This window comes from Azospirillum sp. ST 5-10 (genome assembly GCF_051225715.1).
GTDB lineage: Bacteria > Pseudomonadota > Alphaproteobacteria > Azospirillales > Azospirillaceae > Azospirillum.
In genome coordinates, this window is the sequence record NZ_JBPJSP010000045.1 from 1 (window position 1) to 24949 (window position 24949).

The window sequence follows — 24949 nt, forward strand, 5'->3', positions numbered from 1 at the left end:
CAACGACGTCACCAACCCGGCGGCCAAGACCGACCCGGCGAGCCCGATCTACGGCATGCCGATCCTCGACGTGGAGAGGGCCAAGACGGTGTTCTTCATCAAGCGGTCCATGGGGTCGGGCTACGCCGGCGTGGAGAACGAGCTGTTCTTCCGCCCCAACACCATGATGCTCTTCGGCGACGCCAAGAAGATCACCGAGGAGGTCGTCAAGGCGACCGAGGCGGCCTGACGCGGCGTTCGCCTTCGTCCACCCTCTCCCCCTGGGCTTGCGGATCCACACATTTTGATGAATTCCGCTCAAGCCGCTGATCGAGCGAGGAAAAAAGCTCCCCTCCCCGCACGGGAGAGGGGAAAGCGACCGTCCCGTCGGCAAGATCGTCCTGAACGCCGGCGATCAGGCCGGGCGCATCCCGAGCGGATTCCCTTCGCCGCGCCGTTCCGCTAGCATCGCCGCCGGAACGCGCCTTCGCTGGGGAGCGGCATGGCACTGGAACGGTCGGGGCGGACGGCGCGGCGGCGGTGGATCACCGCCCTGTCCGCCTATGCGCTGGTCCTCCAGAGCCTGCTGTTCGGCGTGGCCGGGCCGAGCGTCGCCGTCGGCCACGCCGGTCTGACCGACCTCCTCCTCGCCGACCACGGCTCCATCTGCCACGCCGGCACCACCGGCGCACCCGAGGCGCCGGCGCCCGATCCGGCCGCCGACGCCCTGTGCAAGCTCGTCTGCGCCTTGCGCAGCATCGCCTCGCCGCCGGCGGTGCTGCCCGCCGTGGCGGCCGTTCCCGCGCCGTCTTGGAGCCCCGACCCTTCCGCAGCGCCGGCCGCTCCCTTCGTCGCACCGGCCGGCTCGCCGTTGCCGGTCGGCGCCCGCGGCCCCCCGGCCTGACCAGGACGACCCTTCCAGACCGATCGTCTTCCTTTCAGGCCGTGGCGGCCCCGCACCCGCTGGACCCGCGGCGTGCGGGGTGCGCCCGCACGGGATTCCGCCGATGACCGACATCGCCTCCCGGTCCGCCGCCGCAGCGGCCGACCGCTCCTCCGACCTCTACCGGGCCGTCTGGCGCTGGCACTTCTACGCCGGCCTGTTCACCCTGCCCTTCCTCGTCCTGCTCGCCGTGACCGGCGCCCTCTACCTGTTCCGCGACGAGATCGACGGGTTCGTGCACCGCGACGTCAAGGTGGTGGAGGCGCGCGACGCGGCGCGCCTGCCGCCGAGCGCGCTGGTCGGCGCCGCCCTCGCCGCCCATCCCGGCACGCTCGCCAAGTACCTGCCGCCCGCCGGGCCGGCGGTGTCGGCCGAGGTCGGCGTCCGCACGTCCGCCGGCGACCGGCTGTCGGTGTTCGTCGATCCCTACGACGGCCGGGTGCTCGGCACCATCGCCGACCGCGGCACCGTCATGTGGATCGTCCGGCAGGTGCACAGCCTCGCCTACTTCGGGCCGATCGCCAACGGCGTCATCGAGATCGTCGGCGGCTGGACCATCCTGCTCGTCGCCTCCGGACTCTATCTCTGGTGGCCGCGCGGGCGTGACGGCGGCGTGGTGACGGTGCGCGGCCGGCCGCGCCAACGGCGGTTCTGGCGCGACCTCCACGCGGTCACCGGCCTGTTCGCCGGCGCCTTCGTCCTGTTCCTGGCGGTCACCGGCATGCCGTGGTCCGTCTTCTGGGGAAGCTACGTGAACCAGTGGGCCAACGGCAGCAACTTCGGCTATCCCGCCGGCGTGCGGGTGAGCGTGCCGATGTCCGACGAGCACCTGGGCCACGGCGGGCCGACCACCTGGTCCCTGGAGCAGGCGCGGGTGCCGCAGTCGGTGGGCGGCGGCGGGCCGATCGGCCTCGACGAGGCGGTCGCCGTCTTCGACCGGCTCGGGCTCGCGGCGGGCTATGCGGTCACGCCGCCGGCCGGGCCCACCGGCGTCTACACCGGGCAGGTCTACCCCGACGACCTGTCGCGCCAGCGGGTCGTCCATCTCGACCAGTATTCCGGCGCGCCGCTCATCGACATGAGCTACGCCGACTATGGGCCGCTCGGCAAGGCGCTGGAATGGGGCATCAACGTACACATGGGTCAGGAGTTCGGCCTGGCGAACCAGCTGCTCATGCTGGCCGTGTGCCTGGCGATCGTGCTGCTGAGCATGTCCGCCGCCGTCATGTGGTGGAAGCGGCGGCCGCGCGGCAGCCTCGGCATGCCGCCGCTTCCCCGCGACCGGCGGACCATGCGCGGCGTGCTCGCCCTGCTCGCCGTCGGCGGCCTCGTCTTCCCCCTGGTCGGCGCCTCGCTGGTCGTGATGGCCGTCCTCGACCGCGCCCTCGCCCGCCGGCGTCCGCTCCGGGCCGCCTGACGAGCCGTCCCCCCTCCCCCGGCCGGGCCGGGGGAGGGGGGACGCCCTCAGTCCGCGGCGTACACCGGCGCCAGCGCCGGCGGCGGCGCGGCGGCGCCCGCGGCGTGGCGGGCCCGCAGCGGCTTGAGCACGAGCAGCGCCAGCAGCGCCGCGGCGAGGTTCACGGCGGCGGCGACGTAGAACACGCCCTGCCAGCTCCCCGTCTCCAGGACGATCAGGTTGGCGAACGGCACCAGCAGGGCCGCCGTCCCCTTGGCGGTGTAGAGCAGCCCGGCGTTGGTCGCCGCGAAGCGCGAGCCGAAGCTGTCGCCGCAGCAGGCCGGGAACAGGCTGTAGATCTCGCCCCAGGCGAAGAACACGAGGCCGGTGAGGACGACGAACAGCACGGGGTCGCGGCCGTAGAGCGCCAGCGCGACGATGCCCAGCGCCTCCAGCGCGAAGGCGACGAACATGGTGTTCTCGCGGCCGATGCGGTCGGACACCCAGCCGAAGAAGGGCCGCGTCACCCCGTTGAGGACGCGGTCGATGGACAGCGCGAAGGTCAGCGCCGGCAGGGTCAGGCCGAACAGGCTGACCGGGGTGTCCGTCAGCCCGTAGTCACCGGCGATCGGGCCGAGCTGGGCGGTGACCATCAGCCCGCCGGCGCCGACCATGACGAACATGGCGTACATCACCCAGAACACGGGCGTACGCACCATCTCCGCCGGGGCGTACTGGCGCCGTGCCGGTTCGGCCCCACCGGCGGCCCCACCGGCGGCCTCATGGGTCGGCGGCGTGACCAGCAGCCAGGCCAGCGCGAACACCACCAGCCCCTGCCCCAGCCCGAAGGCCAGGAAGGTCGCCTCGTACCCCGACTCGGCGATCATCGCCGCGATCGGCACCACGGTGAGCGCCGAGCCCGCGCCGAATCCGGCGGCCGTCAGCCCGGCCGCCAGGCCGCGGCGGTCGGGAAACCATTTCAGCGCGTTGCCGACGCAGGTGCCGTAGACGCCGCCGGCGCCGATGCCGCCGATCGCCGCGGCGAGGTACAGCAGCGGCAGCGAATCGGCGACGGCGTTGAGCGCCCAGGACAGCGCGCAGAGGACGCCGCCCACCAGGACGACGATCCGCGGCCCGTAGCGGTCGACGAACCAGCCCTCCACCGGCACCAGCCAGGTCTCGGTCACGACGAAGATGGTGAAGGCGACCTGGATCGCCGCGCGACCCCAGTCGTGCTTGTCGTCGATGGGTTCGACGAACAAGGTCCAGCCGTACTGAAGGTTGGCGATCATCGACATGCAGACGATGCCGACGGCCAGCTGCATCCAGCGCCCGCCGAACGGCGCCGGTCGATGGGTCTCTTCTTGGAACATTGTCTCCCCGAGGCGGTTTTCTTCAGTTTCTTCTTTTGCCCACGGGGCCGGAACACGCGGCGGCCGGCTCCCGGCCCGGCGGGCAGGCACACCGTTTGGTATACCAAACTTTGTACCTGCCGTTACGAAACACCGGCGCCGGCATCCGCTGCAAGTCAAAACAATCCGCTGAGCCAGCATCGGACGCCGCCGCGGCCGCCGGGAAAACTTCCCTGGACTTTCTGGCCCGGAATGTGCATCTGGTGTATGGAATTCAAGATTCGCCGGACCACGACCCGGCCGCATTAGGGAAATGGACGCCGATGAACGCGCCGTCGCTGAAAGTCCAGCCGCTCGATACCGGGACCACGTTCCGCAGTCAGGTCTACCACGCCTTGAAGCAGGCGATCACGGAGATGGACATCTACGACCATCCCGAGGAGATCCGGCTGGAAGAGCGCCAGCTCAGCGACCTGCTCGGCGTCAGCCGCACGCCGATCCGCGAGGCGCTGACCCTCCTGGAGCAGGAGGGCTTCATCCGCCTGCTGCCGCGGCGCGGCGTCTTCGTGGTGCGCAAGACCAAGACCGAGATCGTCGAGATGATCCAGGCCTGGGCGGCGCTGGAGAGCATGGCGGCGCGCCTCGCCGCCCAGCGGGCCTCCGACGCGGACATCCACGCGCTGTGGGAGCTGTTCCGCGACTTCGAGGGCAGCAGCCCGATGGAGCACGTCACCGAGTACTCCGACGCCAACATCGCCTTCCACAAGAGCATCATCCGCCTCAGCGGGTCGGAGCTCCTGACGGAGATGACGGACAACCTGTTCATCCACGTCCGCGCCATCCGCAAGCTGACCATCGGCCAGGAGAACCGCGCCGAACGCTCGATCCAGGAGCACCGGGCCATCATCAAGGCCCTGGAGAGCCGCAACGCCGAGGAGGCGGAACGGCTGGTCCGCGAGCACACCCTCGGCCTCGCCGCCCACGTCGAGAAGCACTGCGACTTCCTCTGACCGCCCGGCCCCGCCGCCCCGGGGCCGGGGCTGTCAGGCCCGCGCCAGCACGGCCCCCGACGCGTCCGCCCCGGTCACGCCGGGCTCGCGGATGGTGACCACGCGCATGCTGTTGGTGGTGCCCGGCGTGGCGAAGGGATAGCCGGCGGTCACCACCACCGACTCGCCGGGGATGCCGATGCGCTCGGCGAAGGCGACGTCGCTGGCCCGCTCCACCATCTCGCCGAAATCGTGGACCTCGTCGGTCCACACGGCGTGGACGCCCCAGGCGAGGGCCAGGCGCCGCGCCGTCTCGCGGTTGGCCGACAGCCCGAGGATCGGCACCGTCGGCCGCTCGCGCGCCGCCCGCAGTGCGGTCGAGCCGGTGCTGGTGAAGGTGACGATGGCCGCGGCCGAGATCGTCTCCGCCACCTGCCGGGCCGCCGCCGACATGGCGTCGGCGGTGGTCGGCTCGGGCCGCGGGTGCTCGGCGTCCATGATGGTGCGGTAGAGCGGGTCGCGCTCGACGCGGGAGACGATGCGGTTCATCATCGCCACCGTCTCGATGGGGTACTGGCCCGACGCGCTCTCCGCCGACAGCATCACCGCGTCGGCTCCGTCATAGACGGCGGTCGCCACGTCGGACGCCTCGGCGCGGGTCGGTGTCGGCTCCGAGATCATCGATTCCAGCATCTGCGTGGCGACGATCACCGGCCGGCCGAGCGAGCGGCTGATGCGGATCATGCGCTTCTGCAGGCCCGGCACGTCCTCCGGCGGCAGCTCGACGCCGAGGTCGCCGCGCGCCACCATGACGGCGTCGGACAGGCGGATGATCTCGGCCAGGTGCGGCAGCGCCGCCGGCTTCTCGATCTTGGTGATGATCTGGGCGCGGTCGCCGATCAGCTCGCGCGCCTCCAGGATGTCGTCGGGGCGCTGCACGAAGCTGAGGCCGATCCAGTCGACCCCCAGCTTCAGGCCGAAGGCCAGGTCGCTGCGGTCCTTCTCCGACAGGGCGCTGAGGCCGAGCGCCACGCCCGGCACGTTGACGCCCTTGCGGTCGGACAGCACGCCGCCGACCAGCACCTCGGTCTCGGCGAAGTCGGGCCCGAAGCGTTCCACCCGCAGGCGGATTCGGCCGTCGTTGAGCAGCAGGTCGACGCCCGCGGCGAGTGCGGCGAAGATCTCCGGGTGCGGCAGGCAGACGCGGCCGCCGTCGCCGGGCGTCGGGTCCAGGTCGAGCCGGAAGCGGTGGCCCTTCACCAGCTCCACCGGCCCGCCGGCGAAGGTGCCGACGCGCAGCTTCGGCCCCTGCAGGTCGAGCAGCACGCCGATCGGCCGCTTCACCACCTCCTCGACGTCGCGGATCGTGCGGTAGCGCTGCGCGTGCTCGGCCTGGGTGCCGTGGCTGGCGTTCAGGCGGAAGACGTCGACGCCGGCCTCGGCCAGCGCCAGGATGCGGTCGTGGGTCGAACTGGCCGGCCCGAGCGTCGCGACGATCTTGGTGCTGCGTCCACGCGGCATGGCCTGATCTCCATCGGTTCCGTCCGCCTCAAGGTGACGGGATCGTGGACGGCCGGCGACGCGCCGCCAAGTCAAGGCGGTTGAATTTCCGCAGGCCGGAATATCGGCCACGCCGCGTTGACCGCCGCCCCCTCCCGGCGCCCCATGGCGGGGTGCCCACCGCGCGGTGGTCGACCATGGGGCACACCATGGGGTACGGAGGAATTGCGATGCGTTCGGCGGGAACCACGCGGATCGTCGTCCGCATGCTGGTCTACGGCGGCCTCGCCGCGGCCGGCCAGATCCTCCTGGCGCTCAGCGGGCTGATCGACGCGGCGCCGCTGTGGCACGACTTCTGGTACACGTTCTAAGCAGGTTTTCCCGGATCGGGCCACACATGGCCCGGCCTGGGCAAACCTGCGGACTCTCTGGTTTTGCAGGTTTTCCGAGCCCGCCCAGAGGTCGGCGGAGTTCGGAAAACCTGCTTAGACGGCACCGGTCAGCCGTCCTCCGGCACGAGGACGGATACGGGCAGGCAGCCGAACAGCGCCTCGGCCCGAAGGCGGCCGTCCGACGCCTCCAGCACCCGTCCGGTGAAGAGGTCCCGCCACCGCGGCGCCGCCGGATCGTCGGGCATCGGCACGCCCGTCCGCAGCCAGCCCGGACCGCCTTCGCCGCGGGCGGGAAAGCGCGCCACGGCGACCACGACGGCCTGCCGGTCCCGCCGCCGGGCGAAGGCGCAGATCCGCTCGGCCTGCTCGCCCTCGGCGGGCAGCGGCTCATAGGTGCCCTCGGCGTACAGATCGGCCTGCCGGCGGCGATCGCGCAACACCGTCGCGATGACGGCGAGCTTGACGGCGCCGTCGCGCCAGCGCTCCAGCATCCCCGCCAGGGCGCCCGGCCGGTCGGCCGCGAGGCGGTCCTCCACCGCATCGAGCAGGCGGGCGCGGGCCTCGTAGTCCACGGGCCGGCGGTTGTCCGGATCGACCAGGCTGAGATCCCACAGTTCGGCCCCCTGGTAGATGTCCGGCACGCCCGGCACCGTCAGCTTCAGGACCGTCTGGACCAGGCTGTTGCGCACGCCGTGCCCGGCCACCCGCTCCTGGAACGGCAGGAACGCCTCCAGGAAGGCGTTGGGCCGGGTCACGTCGAGGGCGTCGCGCAGGAAGCCGAGGAACGCCTCCTCGTACTCCTGGTCCGGCGCCGCCCAGGTCGAGTGCACCTTCGCCTCGCGCAGCGACTTGATGAGGGCGCCTTCCATCCGGACCGTGAAGTCCTTCATGGGCACCGGCTCCGGCAGGCCGATGCCGGTCAGCTCGGCCGGCCACGCTCCGACCAGGAGCTGGTAGAGGAGGTACTCGTCGTTGCGGTCGGGCGCCGCCGTCCCCTCGACGTCGCCCCGGCGGGCGCGCAGGATGCGGCTCCACGTCCGCACCTGCCTCTCCCACTCCTCGGGCATCTCCGACAGGACGTTCAGGCGTGCCCGCGTGTCCTCGCCGCGCTTGGTGTCGTGGGTGGAGGTGCCGAGCATGGCGTTCGGCCAGCGGCGGGCCCGCTCGGCGTTGGCGTGGTGGAACGCGGCGAGGCTCACCCCGAAATGGTCGGGATGGCCGCCGACCTCGTTGAGCGACACCAGCCGGTTGTAGCGGTAGAACGCCGTGTCCTCCAGCCCCTTGGCCATCACCGGGCCGCTGTACTGCTGCACCTTCATGGCGAGCCGGACCACCGCCTGCCGGCTGAAGCCGCTGCGCGGCCGGCCGACCAGATCGGTCGTCAGCAGCGCGTGCAGGAAATCGAAGACGCTGGCGTCCGGGGCGTTCGGCGCCCGGCGGGCCTGCGCGACGGCCCAGTCGACGTCGCGGCGGTCGGCGGTGTCGGGCTCGCTGCCGTCGATGTAGGTCCGGTAGACGGGAAAGCTGGCCACGACCTCCTTCAGCCCCTGGTGCAGGATGTTCTTGGTGAAGTCGCGGGTCAGCGCGTTCGAGCGGGCGATGCGGGCGGCCTCGCGGGCGAGCACGTTGAGCTCGCTCGCCATCTCCTGCTCCATGATGCCGATCTTGCAATCGTGGACGATGTCGGCGAAGGGCCGGTCCTGCCCGGTCAGGTCGGCGTAGAGACGGGAGAACGCCTCCTCCCCGGCCGGATCGACCAGCAGCCCGCCGACGAGGTTGGCGAACTCGTAGCCGCTCGTGCCGTCGACCGCCCAGTCCTCGCGCAGCCGCTCGTGCCGGGCCAGGATCTTCTCGACGACGAGGTAGAAGGGGCGCGGCGCCTTCTCCCGCAGGCGCCGGAAATAGCCCTTGGGATCGAGCAGCCCGTCGACGTGGTCGAGCCGCAGGCCGTCGAGCGTCCCGTCGCCGAGCAGGTCGAACACCAGCCGGTGGGCATGGTCGAACAGCTCGGGCTGCTCCATGCGCAACCCGGCGAGGTCGTTGATGTTGAAGAACCGGCGGTAGTTGATGTCGTCCGCCGCCACCCGGAAGTAGGCGGCGCGCCAGTGCTGCCGCTCGATGAGGTCGTGCAACCGCCGGAAGCTCTCCGGCTGGCCGGGCCGGCCGTTGAGGGCCGCCACGGCGTCCTCGACCGCCCGGGCGACGGCGGGCTGCGCGCGCACCGCCTCCGCCAGCTCCGCCTTGAGGTCGGCGGCGCGGCGCGCGACGTTCGGACGGTGCGCGGGAAGATTGGCAAAGTCGTCCCCGAACCGTTCCAGCACGGGATCGCCGTCGCCGAGGATGCGGCCGTAGTCGAGCGGGCACACCGGCAGCTTGTGGCTGTCGTAGGCCCACACGGCGAAGCCGCCGGCCTCGGCGTCGAACCTGAGGAGGAGCTGGCCGGCGTGCAGAACCGCGCCGTACTGATCGCCCAGGAACGGCACCAGCACCTTGTCCTGCAGGTCCGGCCGGTCGGGCGCCCAGTCGATGTCGAAGTAGCCGGCGTACTCGGAATCCGGCCCCCATTCCAGGACGTCCAGCCAGAAGCGGTTGTCGGCCCCGCCCACGCCCATGTGGTTGGGCACGAAGTCGAGCACCTGCCCCAACCCTTCCCGCCGGAAGGCCCGGACCATGCCGTCGAAGGCGGTGCGGTCGCCGATCTCCGGGTTCAGGGCGTTGTGGTCGACGATGTCGTAGCCGTGGGTGCTGCCGGGCCTGGCGGCCAGATAGGGAGACGCGTAGACGTGGCTGACCCCGAGCCGGGCGAGGTACGGCGCCAGGCCCGCGGCCGCCGGGAAGCCGAAGTCCTTGTTGAACTGCAACCGGTAGGTCGCGCGCGGAACCGGTCCTTCGACGCCTTGGGACATGGTGGGCTCCTCGGTTCGGGGGTGCGCGGACGTGCGGCGCGGCCGGTCCGCCGGATGCGGAACCGCTGAACAACCCGCGCCGGCCCTCCGGGTTCCTCTCCCTTCGGATCACTGCCGAAACGAATGATGAAGCGTGCGGAACCGGAGGGCGGCGGTGCGGGTTGAACGCCCGCCGTGGGTGCGTCCGCGCCCCCGGTACCCTTGGCGCGTCACGACGACCGAAAAACCGGAGAGCGGAGCATGGCCTTCATCAACACGACGACGTCACGGATCAGCGAGGGCTCGCCGTTCCCTCTCGGCGCCACCTGGGACGGGTTGGGCGTGAACTTCGCCCTGTTCTCCGCCAACGCGACGAAGGTGGAGCTGTGCCTGTTCGACAGCGCCGGCGAAACGGAGCTCGAGCGCATCGAGCTGACGGAGTTCACCAACGAGATCTGGCACGCCTACCTGCCCGACGCCCGCCCCGGGACGGTGTACGCCTACCGCGTGCACGGACCGTACGATCCGGCGAACGGGCACCGGTTCAATCCCAACAAGCTGCTCCTCGACCCGTACGCCAAGGCGCTGATCGGGGAGCTCACGTGGAATCCTGCGCATTTCGGCTACGTGCTGGACTCGCCCGACCTCGACCTGTCCTTCGACGAGCGCGACAGCGCGCCCTTCATGCCGAAGTGCCGGGTGGTCGACCCGGCCTTCACCTGGGGCAAGGACGCCAAGCCGTCCGTGCCGTGGGAACGGACCATCTTCTACGAGACCCACGTGAAGGGCTTCACCCGGCTCCATCCCGCCGTCCCGCCGAACCTGCGCGGGACCTACGCCGGCCTCGCCGTCAAGGAGGTGGTGGACTACATCAAGAGCCTCGGCGTGACCTCGGTCGAGCTGCTGCCCGTCCACGCCTTCGTGCAGGATCAGCACCTGGTCGACAAGGGGCTGGCCAACTACTGGGGCTACAACTCGATCGGCTTCTTCGCCCCGGAACTGCGCTATTCGGCGACGGGCAAGCTCAACGAGTTCAAGGAGATGGTCGCCCATCTGCACGACGCCGGCCTCGAGGTCATCCTGGACGTGGTCTACAACCACACCGCCGAGGGCAACGAGCGCGGCCCGACCCTGTCGTTCAAGGGCATCGACAACGCCAGCTACTACCGGCTGATGCCGGACGAGAAGCGGTACTACATCAACGAGACCGGCACCGGCAACACGCTGAACCTCAGCCACCCCCGCGTCCTGCAGATGGTGACCGACAGCCTGCGCTACTGGATCACCGAGATGCACGTCGACGGATTCCGTTTCGACCTCGCAACCATCCTCGGTCGGGAACCCTACGGCTTCGACGAGGGCGGCGGCTTCCTCGACAGCTGCCTGCAGGACCCGCTCCTCTCGAGCGTCAAGCTGATCGCCGAGCCCTGGGACTGCGGCCCCGGCGGCTACCAGGTCGGCGGCTTCCCGCCGGGCTGGGCGGAATGGAACGACAAGTTCCGCGACACCGTCCGCGCCTTCTGGAAAGGCGAAGAGGGCAAGCTGCCGGAGCTGGGGACGCGCGTGACCGCGTCGGGCGACGTCTTCAACCGGCGCGGCCGCAAGCCCTGGGCATCGGTCAACTTCATCACCGCCCACGACGGCTTCACCCTCCACGACCTCGTCTCCTACAACGACAAGCACAACGAGGCCAACGGCGAGGGCAACAACGACGGCCATTCCCACAACCTGTCCTGGAACCACGGCGCCGAGGGGCCGACCGACGATCCGGAGATCAAGGCGCTGCGCTTCCGCCAGAAATGCAACCTTCTGGCGACGCTGCTGCTGTCCCAGGGCACGCCCATGCTGCTGGCGGGCGACGAGTTCGGCCACAGCCAGGGCGGCAACAACAACGCCTATTGCCAGGACAACGAGATCACCTGGCTGGACTGGGAGGCCATCGACGAGGACGGCCAGGCCCTGACGACGTTCGTGCGCAAGGTGATCGCGCTGCGCCAGGCGTTTCCCATCCTGCGCCGCGGCCGCTTCCTGACCGGCGCGTACAACGCCGACCTGGACGTCAAGGACGTCCGCTGGCTGACCCCGGACGCCACGGACATGGACCAGGAGCACTGGCACGATCCGCAGGCCCGCTGCCTGGGCATGCTGATGGACGGGCGGGCGCAGGCGAGCGGCATCAGGCGCCCGGGCATGGACGCCACCACCCTGCTGGTGGTGAACGCCCACACCGACGTGGTCCGCTTCACCCTGCCCGAGGTCGCCGGCGGCAGCATGTGGCGTTGCATGCTCGACACCAACCAGCCCCGGCGGGACGAGACGCCGCGGTTCGACACGGGGGATGCGTACGAGGTGACCGGGCGGTCGCTCCTGTTCTTCGGGCTCGAGCCCGACGATCGGCCGTCAGTCGCCCTGACCCGGGCGGCACGGGCCTTGAAGGCGGTGGCCGAGATCCCCATCCCGACGCCGCAGGAGCCCGCCACGGCGGACACGCCGACCGCCGGCGAACCGGCCGAGGAGGGCCGCTCATGATCGAGGGCGTGATCTTCGACGTCGACGGAACCCTCGTCGACAGCGTCGACCTGCACGCGGCCGCGTGGCAGGAGGCGTTCCGCCGCTATGGCCACGAGCTGCCCTTCGACACCGTGCGCGGCCAGATCGGCAAGGGCGGCGACCAGTTGATGCCGGTCTTCCTCGACCGGGACGAGCTGGCGCGCTACGGCGACGAGCTCGACGCCTTCCGCAGCGACCACTTCAAGAGGACCTGCATGGACCGGGTGCGGCCGTTCCCTCACGTCCGCGATCTCCTCGACCGCGTGCGCGGGGCGGGCCTGAAGGTGGTGCTGGCCTCGTCGGCGAAGGCCGACGAGCTTGCCGTCTACAAGCGCATCGCCGGCATCGAGGACCTCGTCGACGCCGAGACCTCGTCCGACGACGCGGAGCGGTCCAAGCCGTTCCCGGACATCTTCCGTGCGGCGCTCGACCGCGCCGGGCTGGCGCCGGAGGCCGCCGTGGTGGTGGGCGACACCCCCTACGACGCCCAGGCGGCGGGGCGGGCCGGCGTGCCGGCGATCGGCGTGCTGTGCGGCGGCTTCCCCGAGGAGGGCCTGCGCGCCGCGGGCTGCGTCGAGATCCACCGCGATCCCGAAGAGCTGTGGCGCCGCTTCGCGCAGAGCGTCATCGGCCGGACCGGCGGCCGCCCACCGGACTGACGCCGCCGGCTGTTCCACCGGCTATGCCACGGCCGGCGGCGGCTGGTCCGGCGCCGGCCGTACCGCCGGCAGCGGGCGGGCGGCCGCCATGATGCTGGCGAGCGCGCCGGCGAGGGGGTCGTCGGCCAGCTCCTCCAGGGTCAGCGACAGCTTGCGGCGCCAGTTCGGATACTCGTCGGTGCTCCCGGGCAGGTTGATCTGGTCGGGCTCGTCGGTCATGTCGTCGAGCTGGACCATGGCGATCGCCGAGGCGGTGCGGGCGAGATAGGCGTGGACCGCCTGCCCCAGCGCCGTGTCGTAGGGCGAGTCGCCGCCGAAGCTGGCCGCCAGCGGCAACCCGGCGTCGCGCAAGGCGTCGATCAGCCGCCCGCGCTCGTCGCGCCGTCGCTCGCGTTGCCGCTTGGCCTCGCCGGGATCGGGATAGAGGCCCGCCCGCTCCTTCTCGGCGATGTCGCGCCCCTGCCACCAGCCGCGCAGGGTGGCGAGATCGTGGCTGCCGGCGGTGGCCAGCGCCAGGTACGGGTAGTCGTCGGGGCCGACGAAGCCGCCGTCCTCGGTCCACTCGAAGAAGAGGACGCGGTAGCTGAGGATGCCCGCCTGCTCCATGCGCTCACGGAACCCGGCCGGCACCGTGCCCAGGTCCTCGCCGATGACGAGGCAGCGGTTCCGCCGGCTCTCCAGCGCGAGGATGCCGAGCAGATCCTCCATCGGATAGGTCACGTAGGCACCGTCGGCCGGCGCGCTCCCGGCCGGCACCCAGTACGTGTGCTGAAGCGCCATGGCGTGGTCGATCCGCAGGGCGCCGGCGTGGCGCATGTTGGCGCGCACCAGGGCGATGAAGGGCCGGTACGCGTCCTCGCGCAGCGCGTGCGGATGGAATGGCGGCAGGCCCCAGTCCTGGCCGGCCGGGTTGAACAGGTCGGGCGGCGCGCCGACGTGGGCGGCGGAGACCACCACATGGGGCGCCATCCAGGTCTCGGCGCCGGCTCCGGCAGCGCCCACGGCAAGGTCGCGGTAGAGGCCGATGGCCGCGCCGTGCGCCCGGAAGCGGCCGGCCGCCGCCGCGAGCTGACCGTCGGCGATCCACTGCAGCCAGGCGTAGAAGTCGACGCGGTCCCGGTGATCCGCCGCGAACGCGGCGACGGCCGGAGAGGCCGGGTCGTGGAGAGTGTCCGGCCAGCGGCGCCAATCCGAGACGCCCTCGGCGGCGAAGCGTTCGCGCAGCGCCTGGAACACGCAGAACCGCTCCAGCGCGGCACCGGCGGCACGGCGGAAATCCTCGAAGGCGGCCCGGCGCTCCGGCGCGGCGGCGGCGCGGAACTCGGCGAACAGCGCCTCCAGGATCGGCAGCTTGAGCCGGGTGACCGCCTCGTAATCGACCAGCGCGCAGTCCCGTGCGGCGCTCAGCGCCTCCTGGAACTCCGGCGTGGCGATGCGCGCGCGGACCGCCGCGCTCGTGGCCAGCTCGGGAACGGCGGTGGCGTCGATCGCGAGGGGGTGGAGGAACAGCCGGCTCGCCGGGGAGTAGGGGCTGGCCTGGTCCGGCAGGTCGAGGAAGAGGGCGTGCAGGGGATTGAGCCCGACCACCGCGGCACCGCGCGAGGCCGCGATCTCCACGAGGTTGGCCAGGTCGCCGAAGTCGCCCACCCCCCAATCGGAGGCCGAACGCAACGCGTAGAGCTGGGCCGCCATACCCCACAGCCGCCGTCCCGCTTCCAGCGCTTCGGGCAGATGGCAACGTCCGGGCACGGCGATGAGCGACGTCTCGCCCACCACCCCGTCGGCGCTGACGCGCAGCCCATGGTATCCCGGCGGCGGCGCCGGCAGATCGAGGCGCCGCACCTCCACCGGCCGGCCGTCGAGCGCCGCCTGGCGCAGCAGCGGCAAATCGGCCACCGTCGCCGTGCCCTCCCGCCTGTCCCCGTCCTCGGTCCGCAGCGTCCAACGCAGGGTCCCGGTGCCCGCCGCCAGGGTGACCGGCACGCCGAAGGGCGGACGGTCGACCCGCCGAACCACCACCGGCGGCAGGGCGCGCGACAGCTCGTCCCGCTCGATCGCGGCGAGGTGGGCCTCGGCCGCATCGTCGTCGGCGGCCTCCACCCCCATGGCGCGCAGCACCGTCCGGATGGTGCCGCGCGTCATCGTCACGGTGCGGCCGGCCGCGTCGGTGTAGGCCGTCTCGATCCCCATCCGCTCGGCCAGACGTTCGAGCGGGCGCGGCGCCGGCGCCCCTTCCAGCAGGCGGAGCACGCCGTCGAGCGGGATCGCCAGCCAGTCCGGCCGGTTCGCCAGCTCGTACCCCAGCTCGTACAGGGCCTTCTCCAGCATGAAGAGGGTCAGCAGGCCGTCGGCCGCGGCCGGGTCCTCGGGCACGCCGGGGCAGCCGGCGATGGCCTCGCGGTATCCGGCGAGAAAGGCCCGCGTGGCCTCCTCCTCCCAGCGGGCCATCCACGCCTCGCCCGCGCCGCCGGCACCGTCCGCCAGGCCGCGACGGGCCGTCGCCGCGGCGTAGGCGATGGAGCGCAGCATGCCGGCCACGTCGCGCAACGGGCAGTGCTTGGCCCGCCGCTCCGCCATCGGCCGCATCGGCTCGCCTTCGAAATCGATGAGGAAGACGTCGTCGTCGGTCACCAGGGTCTGCCCGAGGTGGAAGTCGCCGTGCAGCCGCATGCGTCGAAGCTCGACGCCGCGCGGCGCCAGGGCGTCGATCCGCGCGAGGATCGCGGCTTCGCCGTCGATCAGGCCACGGGCACGCGCGGCGACCGCGGGATCGAGGCCGGGCAGAGCGTCGCGCAGGGCGGCCACCGCCGTGCCGGCCATCCGCCGCACGGCCTCCGTCCACCCCTCCAGAACCGCGTCGTCCACCGGCTCGGCCCGGAACGCCGGGTCCTCGGTCGGCACGGCAAGCGCGTGATGCAGGGCGGCCGTGCGGTTCCCCAGCCGGTTCATCAGCGCCAGCAGCCCGTCGTCCGCGGCCGGCGCGTCTCCCGCGGCGGCGTCGAGGGCGGCGCGCAGCCGGCCGGTCACATGGGCCCAGCCGTCCTCGGCGTCGGGGACCAGCTCCTGGAGGACGAACAGGGTGGTGGCGGCCTCGGCGCCGGGTTGCTCGACCCAGCCCAGCAGCCGCGGCGTGTTGGCGAAGCGCGCCACCTCCGTGAGGAAGCGGGTGACCTCGACCTCGGGATGGACACCGGGCTCCAGCTTGCGGAACGCCTTGAGGATGGCGCGGTCGCCGACGCGCACGGAGGTGTTCGACTGCTCCGCCCCGGCACGATGAAGAGGAGCGGCACCGAGAGCCGGGGCCTGATCGGCCAGGGCGGCGGTGCGGGCGAAGCGCAGACCCGCCGTCGCGGCGCCCGTGTTCAGCCGCTCCAGCAGAGCCTGGATGAAGCCGTCGTCCCCCATGGCGTCGCGCAGCGCACCGGCCCAGGGCCGTGCCGACGCACCGCCGATGAGGAAGCGGTCGTCCGCCCTGTCCGCCCCGTGCGGATCGAGGACGAGCGGCAGCAGATAGAGCTGGGGCTGCCGCCCCGGCGGCTCGGCCCGCACGGTGCAGACATAGGCGCTGCCGGCGGGGAGCGGCAATTCCACGGCGTCCACGACGCGGACGTCCGGCAGGCCGGCGCTCTTGGCCGCATACCAGCGGCAGGCCGCGAGGTGGCGCGGCAGAACGGACTCCTCCAGGTGGCGGAGGGCTTCGCCCCCCAGCGGCGCGACCACGGCGTTTGGACGGGCGGGCGAAGACACGGCGGCTCTCCGTTGTGGGTAGGCGGAGCCTCAACATCCGACCGGACGCTTCCTCTCGCTCGGGTCCCGGTGATTCGCGACGGCGGAGCGACCGGCGGCGTCGCTCATCCCGACGAGGACCCTGTCGGGACGCCGCGGGGGCTGGCGATCTCATCGCCCCAGGCCGCCAGCAGGCGCGTCACCGCCGCCGCGGGATCGCGCCCCCGCATCGCCTCCCCCATGACCGCGATGCCGGCGGCGCCGGCGCCCAGCACCGCCGCGGCGTTTCCGGCGCCGATCCCGCCCAGCGCCACCACCGGCAGCGGCGCCCCGGCCGCCAGCGCGCGCAGCCCGGCGAGGCCGAGCGCCGGCCCGTAGCCCGGCTTGCTGGATGTGGCGAAGACCGGCGACAGGGTCGCGTAGTCGGCACCGCCGCGCGCCGCCGCGGCCAGGCCGGCGGCGTCGTGGGCGGACACCCCGACCAGCGCGTCCGGCCCCAGCAGCGCCCGCGCCCGTCCGACGTCGCCGCCGTCCGGCAGGTGGACGCCGGCGGCCCCGGCGGCCTGGGCCACCTGGGGATCGCCGTGCACGGTGACCAGACTCCCCCACCGCTCCGCCCGCGCCACCAGCGCGCGGGCCAGGTCCAGCCGCGCCGCCGCCGGCAGGTCCTTATCGCGCAGCGACAGCCAGCGCAGCCCGCCGGCGAACAGCCGGTCGGCCAGGTCGGGCAGGGGCAGGCCGGCCTGGCGGCGGTCGGTGATGGCGAGGAGGGCTGGGTGCGGGATCATGGGATCTGGAATTCCGTATACGAAACACATAGAAAAAATATTGTATACGTCACCTTGAGGGTGCGGAAATGGTTGACGTTCCCAACAAAACAATGACAGCATCAAGAACACACGCTGAGTATTCCAATATTCATTGCAGGCATGACAAGGGGTGTCGCGGGCAACGCGCCGTCGGTCTGCGGTTCGACCGCAAGGATGGGGCGTGAAGAAGCAAGAAGACGGCACCACCTGGGCAACGGGAGGGGACGACATGAAACACCCGACGTCGCGTCTCGTCTGGAGCGGCCAGCACACGACGGGGATCGCCGTCTGCGACGGCGAACACCAGGTGATGTTCATGCTGTACAACGACTTCTCGCGGGCCATGGAATCCCGGGTCTCGGCGGCGTACGCCGCCCGCGTCTTCGACACCCTGGCGTCGCACGTCCGCACCCACTTCACCCGCGAGGATCGCCTGCTCGCCCACCACGGCATGGTCCTGCCGCCGCACCGGCTGATCGCCCGCCGCGACTTCCGGCGGATCGCCGAGACCATCGACCTCTGCCTGCGCAGCGGCGGCAACCGCCAAGCCGCCCTCGTCCAGCTGCGCGACTGGATCGACGAGCACGTGGCGGCCGACGCCGCCCTGTTCGCCGGGTTTCCCGCGCCATCCGCCGTCCGCCCGACGGCGCGGACGGCGTCTTCCGCGACCCTGGCCGTCAGCCCGGCCGGCACCTGACCGAAGCGCATATCCACGAACCATTTGCCTTGCCAACGAAATTGGAACGGCCCACACTTCCCGCCATGGACAAAGGCCGGCTCGCGAGACCGGCCGACGACGTCGGTCAACGACCCGGCGGGGGAGGAGCCCATGCATTGGCCCGCGGTTTCCATGAGCGCCGCGCACCGGCGCTCCAGCCGGGCGCAGCGGCCGTCCGGCGGTCTCGGCCGGACGATCCTGCGCCTTCACGCCTACGGGCTGGCGGCGGCGGTCGGTCAGGCGCTGCTGGTCGAGGCCGGCGCCCTGGACGCCTGGCCGCTCGCCGACGTCCTCTGGTACACCTTCTGAGCCAAGCGCGCTGAACCGACCGCCGCCGCCGGGCGGCGTTCAGGTGCCGATCAGGCCCAGCTGCGGGCTGGACGGCTCGGCGTGGGTGCGCTTCGGCATCCGCCCGGCGAGCCGCGCCGTACGGCCGGCGGCCACCGCGTCGCGCATGGCGGCGGCCATGGCGGCGGGGTTCCAGGCCTTGGCCACGGCGGTGTTCAGCAGCACGGCGGCGCAGCCCAGCTCCATCGCCAGCGCGGCGTCCGACGCCGTGCCGATGCCGGCGTCCAGCACCACCGGCACCGGGCTGCGGGCGCAGATCGTCTCGATGGCGTGGGGGTTGCGGATGCCGAGGCCGGAGCCGATCGGCGCGCCCAGCGGCATCACCGCCGCCGCACCCAGGTCGGCCAGCTTGCGGCAGGTGACGGGGTCGTCGTTGCAGTAGGGCAGCACGACGAAGCCGTCGGCCACCAGCTCCTCGGCGGCGCGCAGGAGCTGCTCGACGTCGGGGTACAGGGTCTCGCGGTCGCCGATCACCTCCAGCTTGATCCATTCCGTCCCCAGCGCCTCGCGGGCGAGCCGGGCGGTCAGCACGGCGTCGCGGGCGGTGGCGCAGCCGGCCGTGTTGGGCAGCAGGTGGACCCGCCCGCCCAGCAGGTCGAGCAGGCTCTCGGCCTCGCCCTCCAGGCTGATGCGGCGGATCGAGACGGTGACCAGCTCCGCCCCGCCGGCGGCGAGCGCGTCGAGCATGGTCTGCTGGTTGGGATAGCCGGCGGTGCCGAGGAACAGGCGCGAGCGCAGGCTCCGGCCGGCGATGGTCAGGGTGTCGTCCATGGGGGTCTCCTCAGCCGCCCTGCAGGGCGTGCACGAATTCCAGGTCGTCGCCGTCGCGCACCGGCGTGTCCGCCCACAGGCGGGCCGGCACGACGCGGGCGTTGAGGGCGGCGGCGACGCCGCGCCGGCCGGGGTCGATGCCGTGGGCGCGGGCGACGGCGGCCAGGGTGGCGTCGGCCGGCAGCGGCGCCGGCCGGCCGTTGACGCGGATGCCGCTCATGCCGCCCTCCCGTGTCGCGGTCCGGCGAAGCGGTCGAGGCCGAAGGGGCGGATCGCCGCCTCCACCTCCCCCGTCAGCACGTGACGGGCCACCGCGTCGGCGGTGACGGGGGCGAGCAGGATGCCGTTGCGGTGATGGCCGGTCGCCAGCACCAGGTTCTCCACCGGGGTCGGCCCCAGCACCGGCGCGTCGTCGCGGCTGCCGGGGCGGAAGCCCACCCACATCTCGTCGATGGGCAGCTCCTCGACCCCCGGAACGGCGCGCCACACCCCTTCCAGCAGCGCGTACACGCCGCCGGCGGTCAGCCGCTCGTCGAAGCCGCGCTCCTCCACCGTGGCGCCGACGATCAGGCGCCCGTCGCGGCGCGGCACCAGGTAGGTGTTCGACGTCCACACCACGTGGCGCAGCAGCGGGGCCGCCGGGTCCATGCGCAGCGCCAGCATCTGCCCCTTGACCGGGCGCACCGGCGGCAGCGCCTCGGCCGGCACGCCGGGGATGCGGCGCGACCAGGCGCCGGCCGCCAGCACCACCCGGTCGGCGGGATGGCGCGCGCCGTCGACGACGACGCCGGTGGCGCGGCCGCCGGCGACCGTCACCTCCGCCACCGCGCGCCCCTCGTGCAGGGTGCCGCCGGCGCGGCGGAACGCGGTCACCAGCGCCGCCGCCACCTTGCGGTTGTCCACCTGCCCGTCCTCGGGGCTGAACAGCGCGCCGCCCAGGCCCGGCCGCAGGTGCGGCTCCCGCCGCAGCGTCTCGGCCCCGCTCAGCCACTCCAGGGTCAGGCCGAGGCTGCGGCCGAAGGCGTGGTGGTGGCGCAGGCGGGCCATGTCGTCGGCGGTCTGGGCGATCACCAGGGTGCCCTCGCCCCGCAGGTCGACCGCCTGCCCGGAGGCCGCCTCCAGCTCCGCCGCGAAGGCCGGCCACAGGGACTGGCTCAGGCGGCAGAGCGGCAGCAGCGCCTGCTCGCCCGGTTCGGCCTCGACGTTGGCGGCCAGCATGCCGGCCGCCGCCCACGTCGCCCCCCGGCCGGCCGTGCCGGCGTCGAAGACGTCGACCCGGCAGCCGGCGCCGGCCAGCCGCCAGCCGACGGCGAGTCCGACGATGCCGCCGCCGATCACGGCGACGCTCGGCCGCCCGGAGGCGGCGCCGGGTCCGTCGCCGCGGCTCATGGCGTGCCCCCGTCGGCGGCCGGCAGGTAGATCTCGCCGCCCTTGGCGCGGAAGGTCTCGGACATGGCGGCCATGCCCTGCTCGGCCGACTCGCGCACCTCCTGCGAGATCTTCATGGAGCAGAACTTCGGCCCGCACATCGAGCAGAAGTGCGCCACCTTGGCGCCTTCCGCCGGCAGGGACTGGTCGTGGTAGTCCTGCGCCGTCTCCGGGTCGAGCGACAGGTTGAACTGGTCGCGCCAGCGGAACTCGAAGCGCGCCCGCGACAGGGCGTCGTCGCGCTCCTGGGCGGCCGGCAGGCCCTTGGCGAGGTCGGCGGCGTGCGCGGCGATCTTGTAGGTGACCACCCCCACCTTGACGTCGTTGCGGTCGGGCAGGCCGAGGTGCTCCTTGGGCGTGACGTAGCAGAGCATGGCGGTGCCGTACCAGCCGATCATGGCGGCGCCGATGCCGCTGGTGATGTGGTCGTAGCCCGGTGCGATGTCGGTGGTGAGCGGCCCCAGCGTGTAGAACGGCGCCTCGCCGCACAGCGCGAGCTGCTTCTCCATGTTGACCTTGATCTTGTGCATCGGCACGTGGCCGGGGCCTTCGATCATCACCTGGACGTCGTGCTTCCAGGCGACCTTGGTCAGCTCGCCCAGGGTCTCCAGCTCGGCGAACTGGGCCGCGTCGTTGGCGTCGGCGATCGAGCCCGGGCGCAGCCCGTCGCCCAGCGAGAAGGCGACGTCGTACGCCTTCATGATCGCGCAGATCTCCTCGAAATGCGTGTAGAGGAAGTTCTCCCGGTGGTGGGCCAGGCACCACTTGGCGAGGATCGAGCCGCCGCGCGAGACGATGCCGGTGACCCGGCGGGCGGTGAGCGGGATGTGGGCGAGGCGGACGCCGGCGTGGATGGTGAAATAGTCCACGCCCTGCTCGCACTGCTCGATCAGGGTGTCGCGGAAGATCTCCCAGCTCAGGTCCTCGGCCTTTCCGTTCACCTTCTCCAGCGCCTGGTAGATCGGCACGGTGCCGATGGGCACGGGCGAATTGCGGATGATCCACTCGCGGATCGTGTGGATGTTGCGGCCCGTCGACAGGTCCATCACCGTGTCGGCGCCCCAGCGGATGCCCCACACCAGCTTGTCCACCTCGTCCGCCACCGAGGAGAGGACCGCGGAGTTGCCGATGTTGGCGTTGATCTTGGTGAGGAAGTTGCGGCCGATGATCATCGGCTCGGACTCGGGGTGGTTGACGTTGGCCGGCAGGATGGCGCGGCCGCGGGCGATCTCGTCGCGCACGAACTCCGGCGTCACGTGGTCGGGGATGCTGGCCCCGAAGCTCTCGCCGTCGCGCCGCGCCGCCTCCGCCGCGCGGGCACGGCCCAGGTTCTCGCGGACGGCGACGTACTCCATCTCCGGCGTGACGATGCCGGCACGGGCGTAGTGGAGCTGGGTGACGACCCGGCCCGGCCGGGCGCGCAACGGCCGGCGGCCGGCCCGGTCGAACAGCGGCACCGGGCTCTCCTCGCCGGTCTTCAGGCCGTTGTCCTCGGGCCGCACGGCGCGGCCGTCGTAGGCCTCGACGTCGCCGCGGCCCGCGATCCAGGCGCTGCGCAGCGCCGGCAGTCCCTGGCGGATGTCGGCGGCGTGGGCCGGGTCGCTGTAGGGACCGGAGGTGTCGTAGACGCGCACCGGCGGTTCGCCGCAGCCGGGCTCCAGGTCGATCTCGCGCATGGCGACGCGCAGCTCGGGAAAGCGGCTGCCGGCCACGTGGATCTTGCGCGAGGCCGGCAGCGGGCCGGTGGTGACGCGGAAGCGGTCGGGAGAAAGGGTATCGGGCATCGGCTGGATCTCCATCGAACGGGGCGTGGAGATCCGGGTGCTGGACGAAGCGGGGGAATGGGTGGACGGGCAGCCGTCGTGTGCGTCGTGGTGCACGGGCGCTGCGGTCCGCGTTCCTGTCCCTACGCCGGTACGACCCGGATCAGGTTCGAAGGGTTCACGCGCACAGACAGCGTTATCTCAGCCCCTTGCCGGGGCTCCCCTTGGAAGCGCGGTCAGTTTGGCACACGGATTAGGCGAGTCAATCGCTTTCTGCCGGCTCCGGCTCGGCGCGGAAGGTGACGACCCGGTAGAGATACCAGAGGACCAGGGCGCCGACGGCGACGTTGGACACCGGGTTGACCCAGCTCTGCACCGCCTCGTACTGCCCTTCCAGCAGGTAGCCGGCGCCCGCCAGCAGCGCCGTCCACACCGCGGTGCCGGCGGTGGTGTAGATCAGGAACAGCCCCTGCCCCATCTCGGCGACGCCGGCCGGCACCGAGATCAGGGTGCGCACCGCCGGCACCAGCCGGCCGACGAAGACCGCCCCGCCGCAGTGGCGGTGGAACCAGTCGCGCGCCTGGTCGACCTCGTCGGGCGACAGGGTGAGCCAGCGCCCGTGCCGCGCCGCCAGCCGGCGCACCCGGGCGTAGCCCAGCCAGCGCCCGACCCAGTACCACAGCCACGCCCCCAGCACCGAGCCGACGGTTCCGGCGGCGATGACGAGCGCGATGTTGAGCTGCCCCTGCGCCGCGGTGAAGCCGGCCAGCGGCATGATCAGCTCCGACGGGATGGGCGGGAAGACGTTCTCCAGCAGCATCAGCAGGACGATGCCGGCGTAGCCGGTCTGCTCCACCGCTTGCGTGATCCAGTCGAACATGGGAGCCCTTTCCTGCGAACCTCCGGCCCGGCCGACGGCCGGACCTCCGAGGAGGAAACAGACGGGCCCGTCCCTGGTTCACCGCGTTCCGCCTCCCGCACCCCGAAGACCGCTCAGGGTATCCGTTCCGACCGCTTGATGTCCGCCGTCACCGTACGGATGGTGTCCGACACGCCCTCGACGTCCAGGACGACCCGACCGACGCTCTGCGAGATCTCCCGGGTCGCCGCGTCCTGCTGCGCCACGGCGGAGGCGATGCTCGCGGAGATCGCCTGAACGTCGGTGATGATCGTGCCGATGCTGCGGATCGCCTCGACGGCGTTGCGGGCCTCCAGCTGCACGGCCGAGATCTGCGCCGTGATGTCTTCGGTCGCGCGCGCGGTCTGGCCGGCCAGGCTCTTGACCTCGCCCGCCACCACGGCGAAGCCCTTGCCGGCCTCGCCGGCCCGCGCCGCCTCGATGGTGGCGTTGAGCGCCAGCAGGTTGGTCTGCGAGGCGATGTCGTTGATCAGCTTCACCACGGCGCTGATGCGGTCGGCCGCGTTGACCAGCTCCTGGACGGCCTGGTTGGTGCGCGCGGCCTCGTTGGACGCCTGGGAGGACGCGTCGGCGGCCTTGGCGGCGCGGCCGCTGATCTCGTTGATCGACGCCGCGAGCTCCTCCGTCGCGGCGGCCACCGTCTGGACGTTGGAGGTGGCGCGGTCGGCCGCCGACGCGACGTTGGTGTTGAGCGATTCCGTGAGCGCGACGATGGCCTTGCCGCGCGCGGCCTCGGCCTCCTGCTGGCGCAGCTCCGCCGTCTTCTCCGCATGGATGTCGATCAGCGAGCCGCACGCGCGCAACGCCCGGCCGGCCGAGTCGCGGGCGACGCCGCCGATCGCACGGAACCACCGGTAGCTGCCGTCCCGGGTCTTCAGGCGATAGGCCACGTCGTAGCCGGTGCGGCCGCTGCGGTCGTTGAGACAGGCGCCGAACGCGTCGAAGGTGGGCTGCGCGTCGTCGGGGTGGAGCCGGTCCGACCAGGAGTGGACGACGTCGGGAAAATCGTCCAGGCCGCGGAAGCCCGCCAGCCGCCGGAACTCCTGCGACCAGCGCCATTGGCTCTTCGGGTGCATCGGGTCGCCGTCATGGAACTGGGCGTCCCACAGCCCGACCCCGGCGTGCTGGTCGAGCAGAGCCGTCCGCTCCGCCTGAACCCGCTCGGCGTGGACGTCGATGAGGGCGCCGCACGCGCGCAGCGGGCGGCCCTGGGCGTCGCGGGCGACGCCGCCGATGGCGCGGAACCACCGGTACTGGCCGTCCCGCATCTTCAAGCGGTAGAGCACGTCGTAGCCGGTGCGGCCGCTGCGGTCGTTGAGGCAGGCGCCGAAGGCGTCGAAGGTCGGCTGGGCGTCGTCGGGATGGAGCCGGTCGGACCAGGAGTTGACCTTGTCGGGGAAGCCGGCGGTGTCGCCATGCTCGAACCCCACCAGGCGGCGGAACTCGTCCGACCAGCGCCAGCGGCTCTGGAGGTGCATCGGATCGCCTCCGTGCAGCACGGCGTCCCACAGGCCGACCCCGGCGTACCGTCCGAGAAGCGCCATCTCCTCGCCGCTTTCCGCCCCGGCGTTGCCGCGTCTGGCGAAGCCACCGAACATAGTCCCATCCCTTTTATTCGTGCTCGAACAGTCCGCCGCGGCATCGCCGGCCGCGACCGGGCCGCGGACGATCGACCGTGTGCAAGCGATGCGCCATCTCCACCGAAAGTCGGAGGACATCGCGCCGCCCTGGCGGTCCGGCGGCCATTTTCCTGGAGTTGCGGGCCGGGACGGGCAGCCGGGCGCTCGCCCTGCCGCCCCGCCCATCCGACGGCACCGGGCAC

At 72.2% G+C, this 24949-nt stretch carries 20 protein-coding genes and 1 riboswitch; of the genes, 9 read left to right on the forward strand and 11 right to left on the reverse strand.

The window, feature by feature from the left end:
- From ACSBPG_RS29835 to ACSBPG_RS29845, 3 genes are all read left to right on the forward strand, one after another.
- The coding region (locus ACSBPG_RS29835) for an NAD(P)(+) transhydrogenase (Re/Si-specific) subunit beta (RefSeq protein ID WP_435540896.1) at window positions 1-229 on the forward strand (229 nt) is incomplete at its 5' end.
- A gap of 252 nt (window positions 230-481) precedes the next feature.
- A complete protein-coding gene (locus ACSBPG_RS29840; RefSeq protein WP_435540897.1) occupies window positions 482-883 on the forward strand; it encodes a hypothetical protein in 402 nt (133 codons plus the stop codon).
- A 103-nt stretch (window positions 884-986) separates the two neighbouring features.
- Window positions 987-2339 (forward strand): PepSY-associated TM helix domain-containing protein, encoded by a 1353-nt coding sequence (locus ACSBPG_RS29845; RefSeq protein WP_435540898.1) that lies wholly within the window; start codon window positions 987-989, stop codon window positions 2337-2339.
- 47 nt (window positions 2340-2386) lie between these two features.
- Here ACSBPG_RS29845 and oxlT read toward each other — a convergent pair whose 3' ends face one another.
- The gene (gene oxlT, locus ACSBPG_RS29850) at window positions 2387-3691 is read right to left on the reverse strand and encodes an oxalate/formate MFS antiporter (RefSeq protein ID WP_435540899.1); all 1305 of its coding nucleotides are present in this window, start codon (window positions 3689-3691) and stop codon (window positions 2387-2389) included.
- Window positions 3692-3993: 302 nt separating this feature from the next.
- On the opposite strand from oxlT, the gene ACSBPG_RS29855 reads away from it, so the two are divergent.
- A complete protein-coding gene (locus ACSBPG_RS29855) occupies window positions 3994-4680 on the forward strand; it encodes a GntR family transcriptional regulator (RefSeq protein WP_435540900.1) in 687 nt (228 codons plus the stop codon).
- A gap of 33 nt (window positions 4681-4713) precedes the next feature.
- Here the strand turns inward: ACSBPG_RS29855 and pyk are convergent, their stop codons facing one another.
- Entirely contained in the window at window positions 4714-6180 is a 1467-nt protein-coding gene (gene pyk, locus ACSBPG_RS29860; protein WP_435540901.1) for a pyruvate kinase, read from the reverse strand.
- 209 nt (window positions 6181-6389) lie between these two features.
- On the opposite strand from pyk, the gene ACSBPG_RS29865 reads away from it, so the two are divergent.
- Entirely contained in the window at window positions 6390-6530 is a 141-nt protein-coding gene (locus ACSBPG_RS29865) for a hypothetical protein (RefSeq protein ID WP_435540902.1), read from the forward strand.
- A gap of 128 nt (window positions 6531-6658) precedes the next feature.
- Here ACSBPG_RS29865 and treY read toward each other — a convergent pair whose 3' ends face one another.
- Complete coding sequence (treY, locus tag ACSBPG_RS29870) at window positions 6659-9457, reverse strand: malto-oligosyltrehalose synthase (RefSeq protein ID WP_435540903.1); 2799 nt, start codon at window positions 9455-9457, stop codon at window positions 6659-6661.
- A gap of 240 nt (window positions 9458-9697) precedes the next feature.
- Here treY and glgX point away from each other — a divergent pair, with 240 nt between their 5' ends.
- Window positions 9698-11965: a glycogen debranching protein GlgX gene (glgX, locus tag ACSBPG_RS29875; protein ID WP_435540904.1), complete on the forward strand. Its 2268-nt coding sequence runs from the start codon at window positions 9698-9700 to the stop codon at window positions 11963-11965.
- A complete protein-coding gene (locus ACSBPG_RS29880) occupies window positions 11962-12645 on the forward strand; it encodes an HAD family hydrolase (RefSeq protein WP_435540905.1) in 684 nt (227 codons plus the stop codon). Before glgX ends, ACSBPG_RS29880 begins: the two co-directional genes overlap by 4 nt.
- A gap of 21 nt (window positions 12646-12666) precedes the next feature.
- Here ACSBPG_RS29880 and malQ read toward each other — a convergent pair whose 3' ends face one another.
- Window positions 12667-16392, reverse strand: coding sequence for a 4-alpha-glucanotransferase (malQ, locus tag ACSBPG_RS29885; RefSeq protein WP_435540906.1), 3726 nt, complete (start codon window positions 16390-16392; stop codon window positions 12667-12669).
- Between the two features lie 104 nt (window positions 16393-16496).
- Window positions 16497-17159, reverse strand: a complete 663-nt coding sequence (locus tag ACSBPG_RS29890) for a thiamine phosphate synthase (protein ID WP_435540907.1) — start codon at window positions 17157-17159, stop codon at window positions 16497-16499.
- 250 nt (window positions 17160-17409) lie between these two features.
- On the opposite strand from ACSBPG_RS29890, the gene ACSBPG_RS29895 reads away from it, so the two are divergent.
- Complete coding sequence (locus ACSBPG_RS29895) at window positions 17410-17877, forward strand: bacteriohemerythrin (RefSeq protein WP_435540908.1); 468 nt, start codon at window positions 17410-17412, stop codon at window positions 17875-17877.
- A gap of 132 nt (window positions 17878-18009) precedes the next feature.
- The gene (locus ACSBPG_RS29900) at window positions 18010-18207 is read left to right on the forward strand and encodes a hypothetical protein (protein ID WP_435540909.1); all 198 of its coding nucleotides are present in this window, start codon (window positions 18010-18012) and stop codon (window positions 18205-18207) included.
- Window positions 18208-18246: 39 nt separating this feature from the next.
- Here the strand turns inward: ACSBPG_RS29900 and ACSBPG_RS29905 are convergent, their stop codons facing one another.
- The 6 genes from ACSBPG_RS29905 to ACSBPG_RS29930 form a co-directional block, all read right to left on the reverse strand.
- A complete protein-coding gene (locus ACSBPG_RS29905) occupies window positions 18247-19017 on the reverse strand; it encodes a thiazole synthase (protein ID WP_435540910.1) in 771 nt (256 codons plus the stop codon).
- A 10-nt stretch (window positions 19018-19027) separates the two neighbouring features.
- A complete protein-coding gene (gene thiS / locus ACSBPG_RS29910; RefSeq protein WP_435540911.1) occupies window positions 19028-19237 on the reverse strand; it encodes a sulfur carrier protein ThiS in 210 nt (69 codons plus the stop codon).
- Window positions 19234-20406, reverse strand: coding sequence for a glycine oxidase ThiO (thiO, locus tag ACSBPG_RS29915; protein WP_435540912.1), 1173 nt, complete (start codon window positions 20404-20406; stop codon window positions 19234-19236). The genes thiS and thiO overlap by 4 nt, the downstream gene beginning before the upstream one ends.
- Window positions 20403-22229, reverse strand: a complete 1827-nt coding sequence (gene thiC / locus ACSBPG_RS29920) for a phosphomethylpyrimidine synthase ThiC (protein ID WP_435540913.1) — start codon at window positions 22227-22229, stop codon at window positions 20403-20405. The genes thiO and thiC overlap by 4 nt, the downstream gene beginning before the upstream one ends.
- Window positions 22230-22330: 101 nt before the next feature.
- Window positions 22331-22443: riboswitch (TPP riboswitch) on the reverse strand.
- Between the two features lie 27 nt (window positions 22444-22470).
- On the reverse strand, window positions 22471-23088 hold the full coding sequence (locus ACSBPG_RS29925) for a DedA family protein (RefSeq protein ID WP_435540914.1): 618 nt from the start codon (window positions 23086-23088) through the stop codon (window positions 22471-22473).
- A 113-nt stretch (window positions 23089-23201) separates the two neighbouring features.
- Window positions 23202-24725 carry a methyl-accepting chemotaxis protein gene (locus tag ACSBPG_RS29930; RefSeq protein WP_435540915.1) on the reverse strand — a complete coding sequence of 508 codons (1524 nt, stop codon included), beginning with the start codon at window positions 24723-24725 and terminating at the stop codon, window positions 23202-23204.
- Between the last annotated feature and the right edge of the window lie 224 nt (window positions 24726-24949).

Excerpts from the sequence above, each read along its gene's own strand:
- ACSBPG_RS29890 (WP_435540907.1), bottom strand. The coding sequence starts at position 17,159 with ATGATCCCGCACCCAGCCCTCCTCGCCATCACCGACCGCCGCCAGGCC.
- ACSBPG_RS29905 (WP_435540910.1), bottom strand. The coding sequence starts at position 19,017 with ATGGACGACACCCTGACCATCGCCGGCCGGAGCCTGCGCTCGCGCCTG.
- ACSBPG_RS29900 (WP_435540909.1), top strand. The coding sequence starts at position 18,010 with ATGCATTGGCCCGCGGTTTCCATGAGCGCCGCGCACCGGCGCTCCAGC.
- treY (WP_435540903.1), bottom strand. The coding sequence starts at position 9,457 with ATGTCCCAAGGCGTCGAAGGACCGGTTCCGCGCGCGACCTACCGGTTG.
- oxlT (WP_435540899.1), bottom strand. The coding sequence starts at position 3,691 with ATGTTCCAAGAAGAGACCCATCGACCGGCGCCGTTCGGCGGGCGCTGG.
- glgX (WP_435540904.1), top strand. The coding sequence starts at position 9,698 with ATGGCCTTCATCAACACGACGACGTCACGGATCAGCGAGGGCTCGCCG.
- thiS (WP_435540911.1), bottom strand. The coding sequence starts at position 19,237 with ATGAGCGGCATCCGCGTCAACGGCCGGCCGGCGCCGCTGCCGGCCGAC.
- ACSBPG_RS29880 (WP_435540905.1), top strand. The coding sequence starts at position 11,962 with ATGATCGAGGGCGTGATCTTCGACGTCGACGGAACCCTCGTCGACAGC.
- ACSBPG_RS29855 (WP_435540900.1), top strand. The coding sequence starts at position 3,994 with ATGAACGCGCCGTCGCTGAAAGTCCAGCCGCTCGATACCGGGACCACG.
- ACSBPG_RS29845 (WP_435540898.1), top strand. The coding sequence starts at position 987 with ATGACCGACATCGCCTCCCGGTCCGCCGCCGCAGCGGCCGACCGCTCC.
- ACSBPG_RS29930 (WP_435540915.1), bottom strand. The coding sequence starts at position 24,725 with ATGTTCGGTGGCTTCGCCAGACGCGGCAACGCCGGGGCGGAAAGCGGC.
- ACSBPG_RS29840 (WP_435540897.1), top strand. The coding sequence starts at position 482 with ATGGCACTGGAACGGTCGGGGCGGACGGCGCGGCGGCGGTGGATCACC.
- ACSBPG_RS29895 (WP_435540908.1), top strand. The coding sequence starts at position 17,410 with ATGAAACACCCGACGTCGCGTCTCGTCTGGAGCGGCCAGCACACGACG.
- ACSBPG_RS29925 (WP_435540914.1), bottom strand. The coding sequence starts at position 23,088 with ATGTTCGACTGGATCACGCAAGCGGTGGAGCAGACCGGCTACGCCGGC.
- ACSBPG_RS29865 (WP_435540902.1), top strand. The coding sequence starts at position 6,390 with ATGCGTTCGGCGGGAACCACGCGGATCGTCGTCCGCATGCTGGTCTAC.
- pyk (WP_435540901.1), bottom strand. The coding sequence starts at position 6,180 with ATGCCGCGTGGACGCAGCACCAAGATCGTCGCGACGCTCGGGCCGGCC.
- thiO (WP_435540912.1), bottom strand. The coding sequence starts at position 20,406 with ATGAGCCGCGGCGACGGACCCGGCGCCGCCTCCGGGCGGCCGAGCGTC.
- thiC (WP_435540913.1), bottom strand. The coding sequence starts at position 22,229 with ATGCCCGATACCCTTTCTCCCGACCGCTTCCGCGTCACCACCGGCCCG.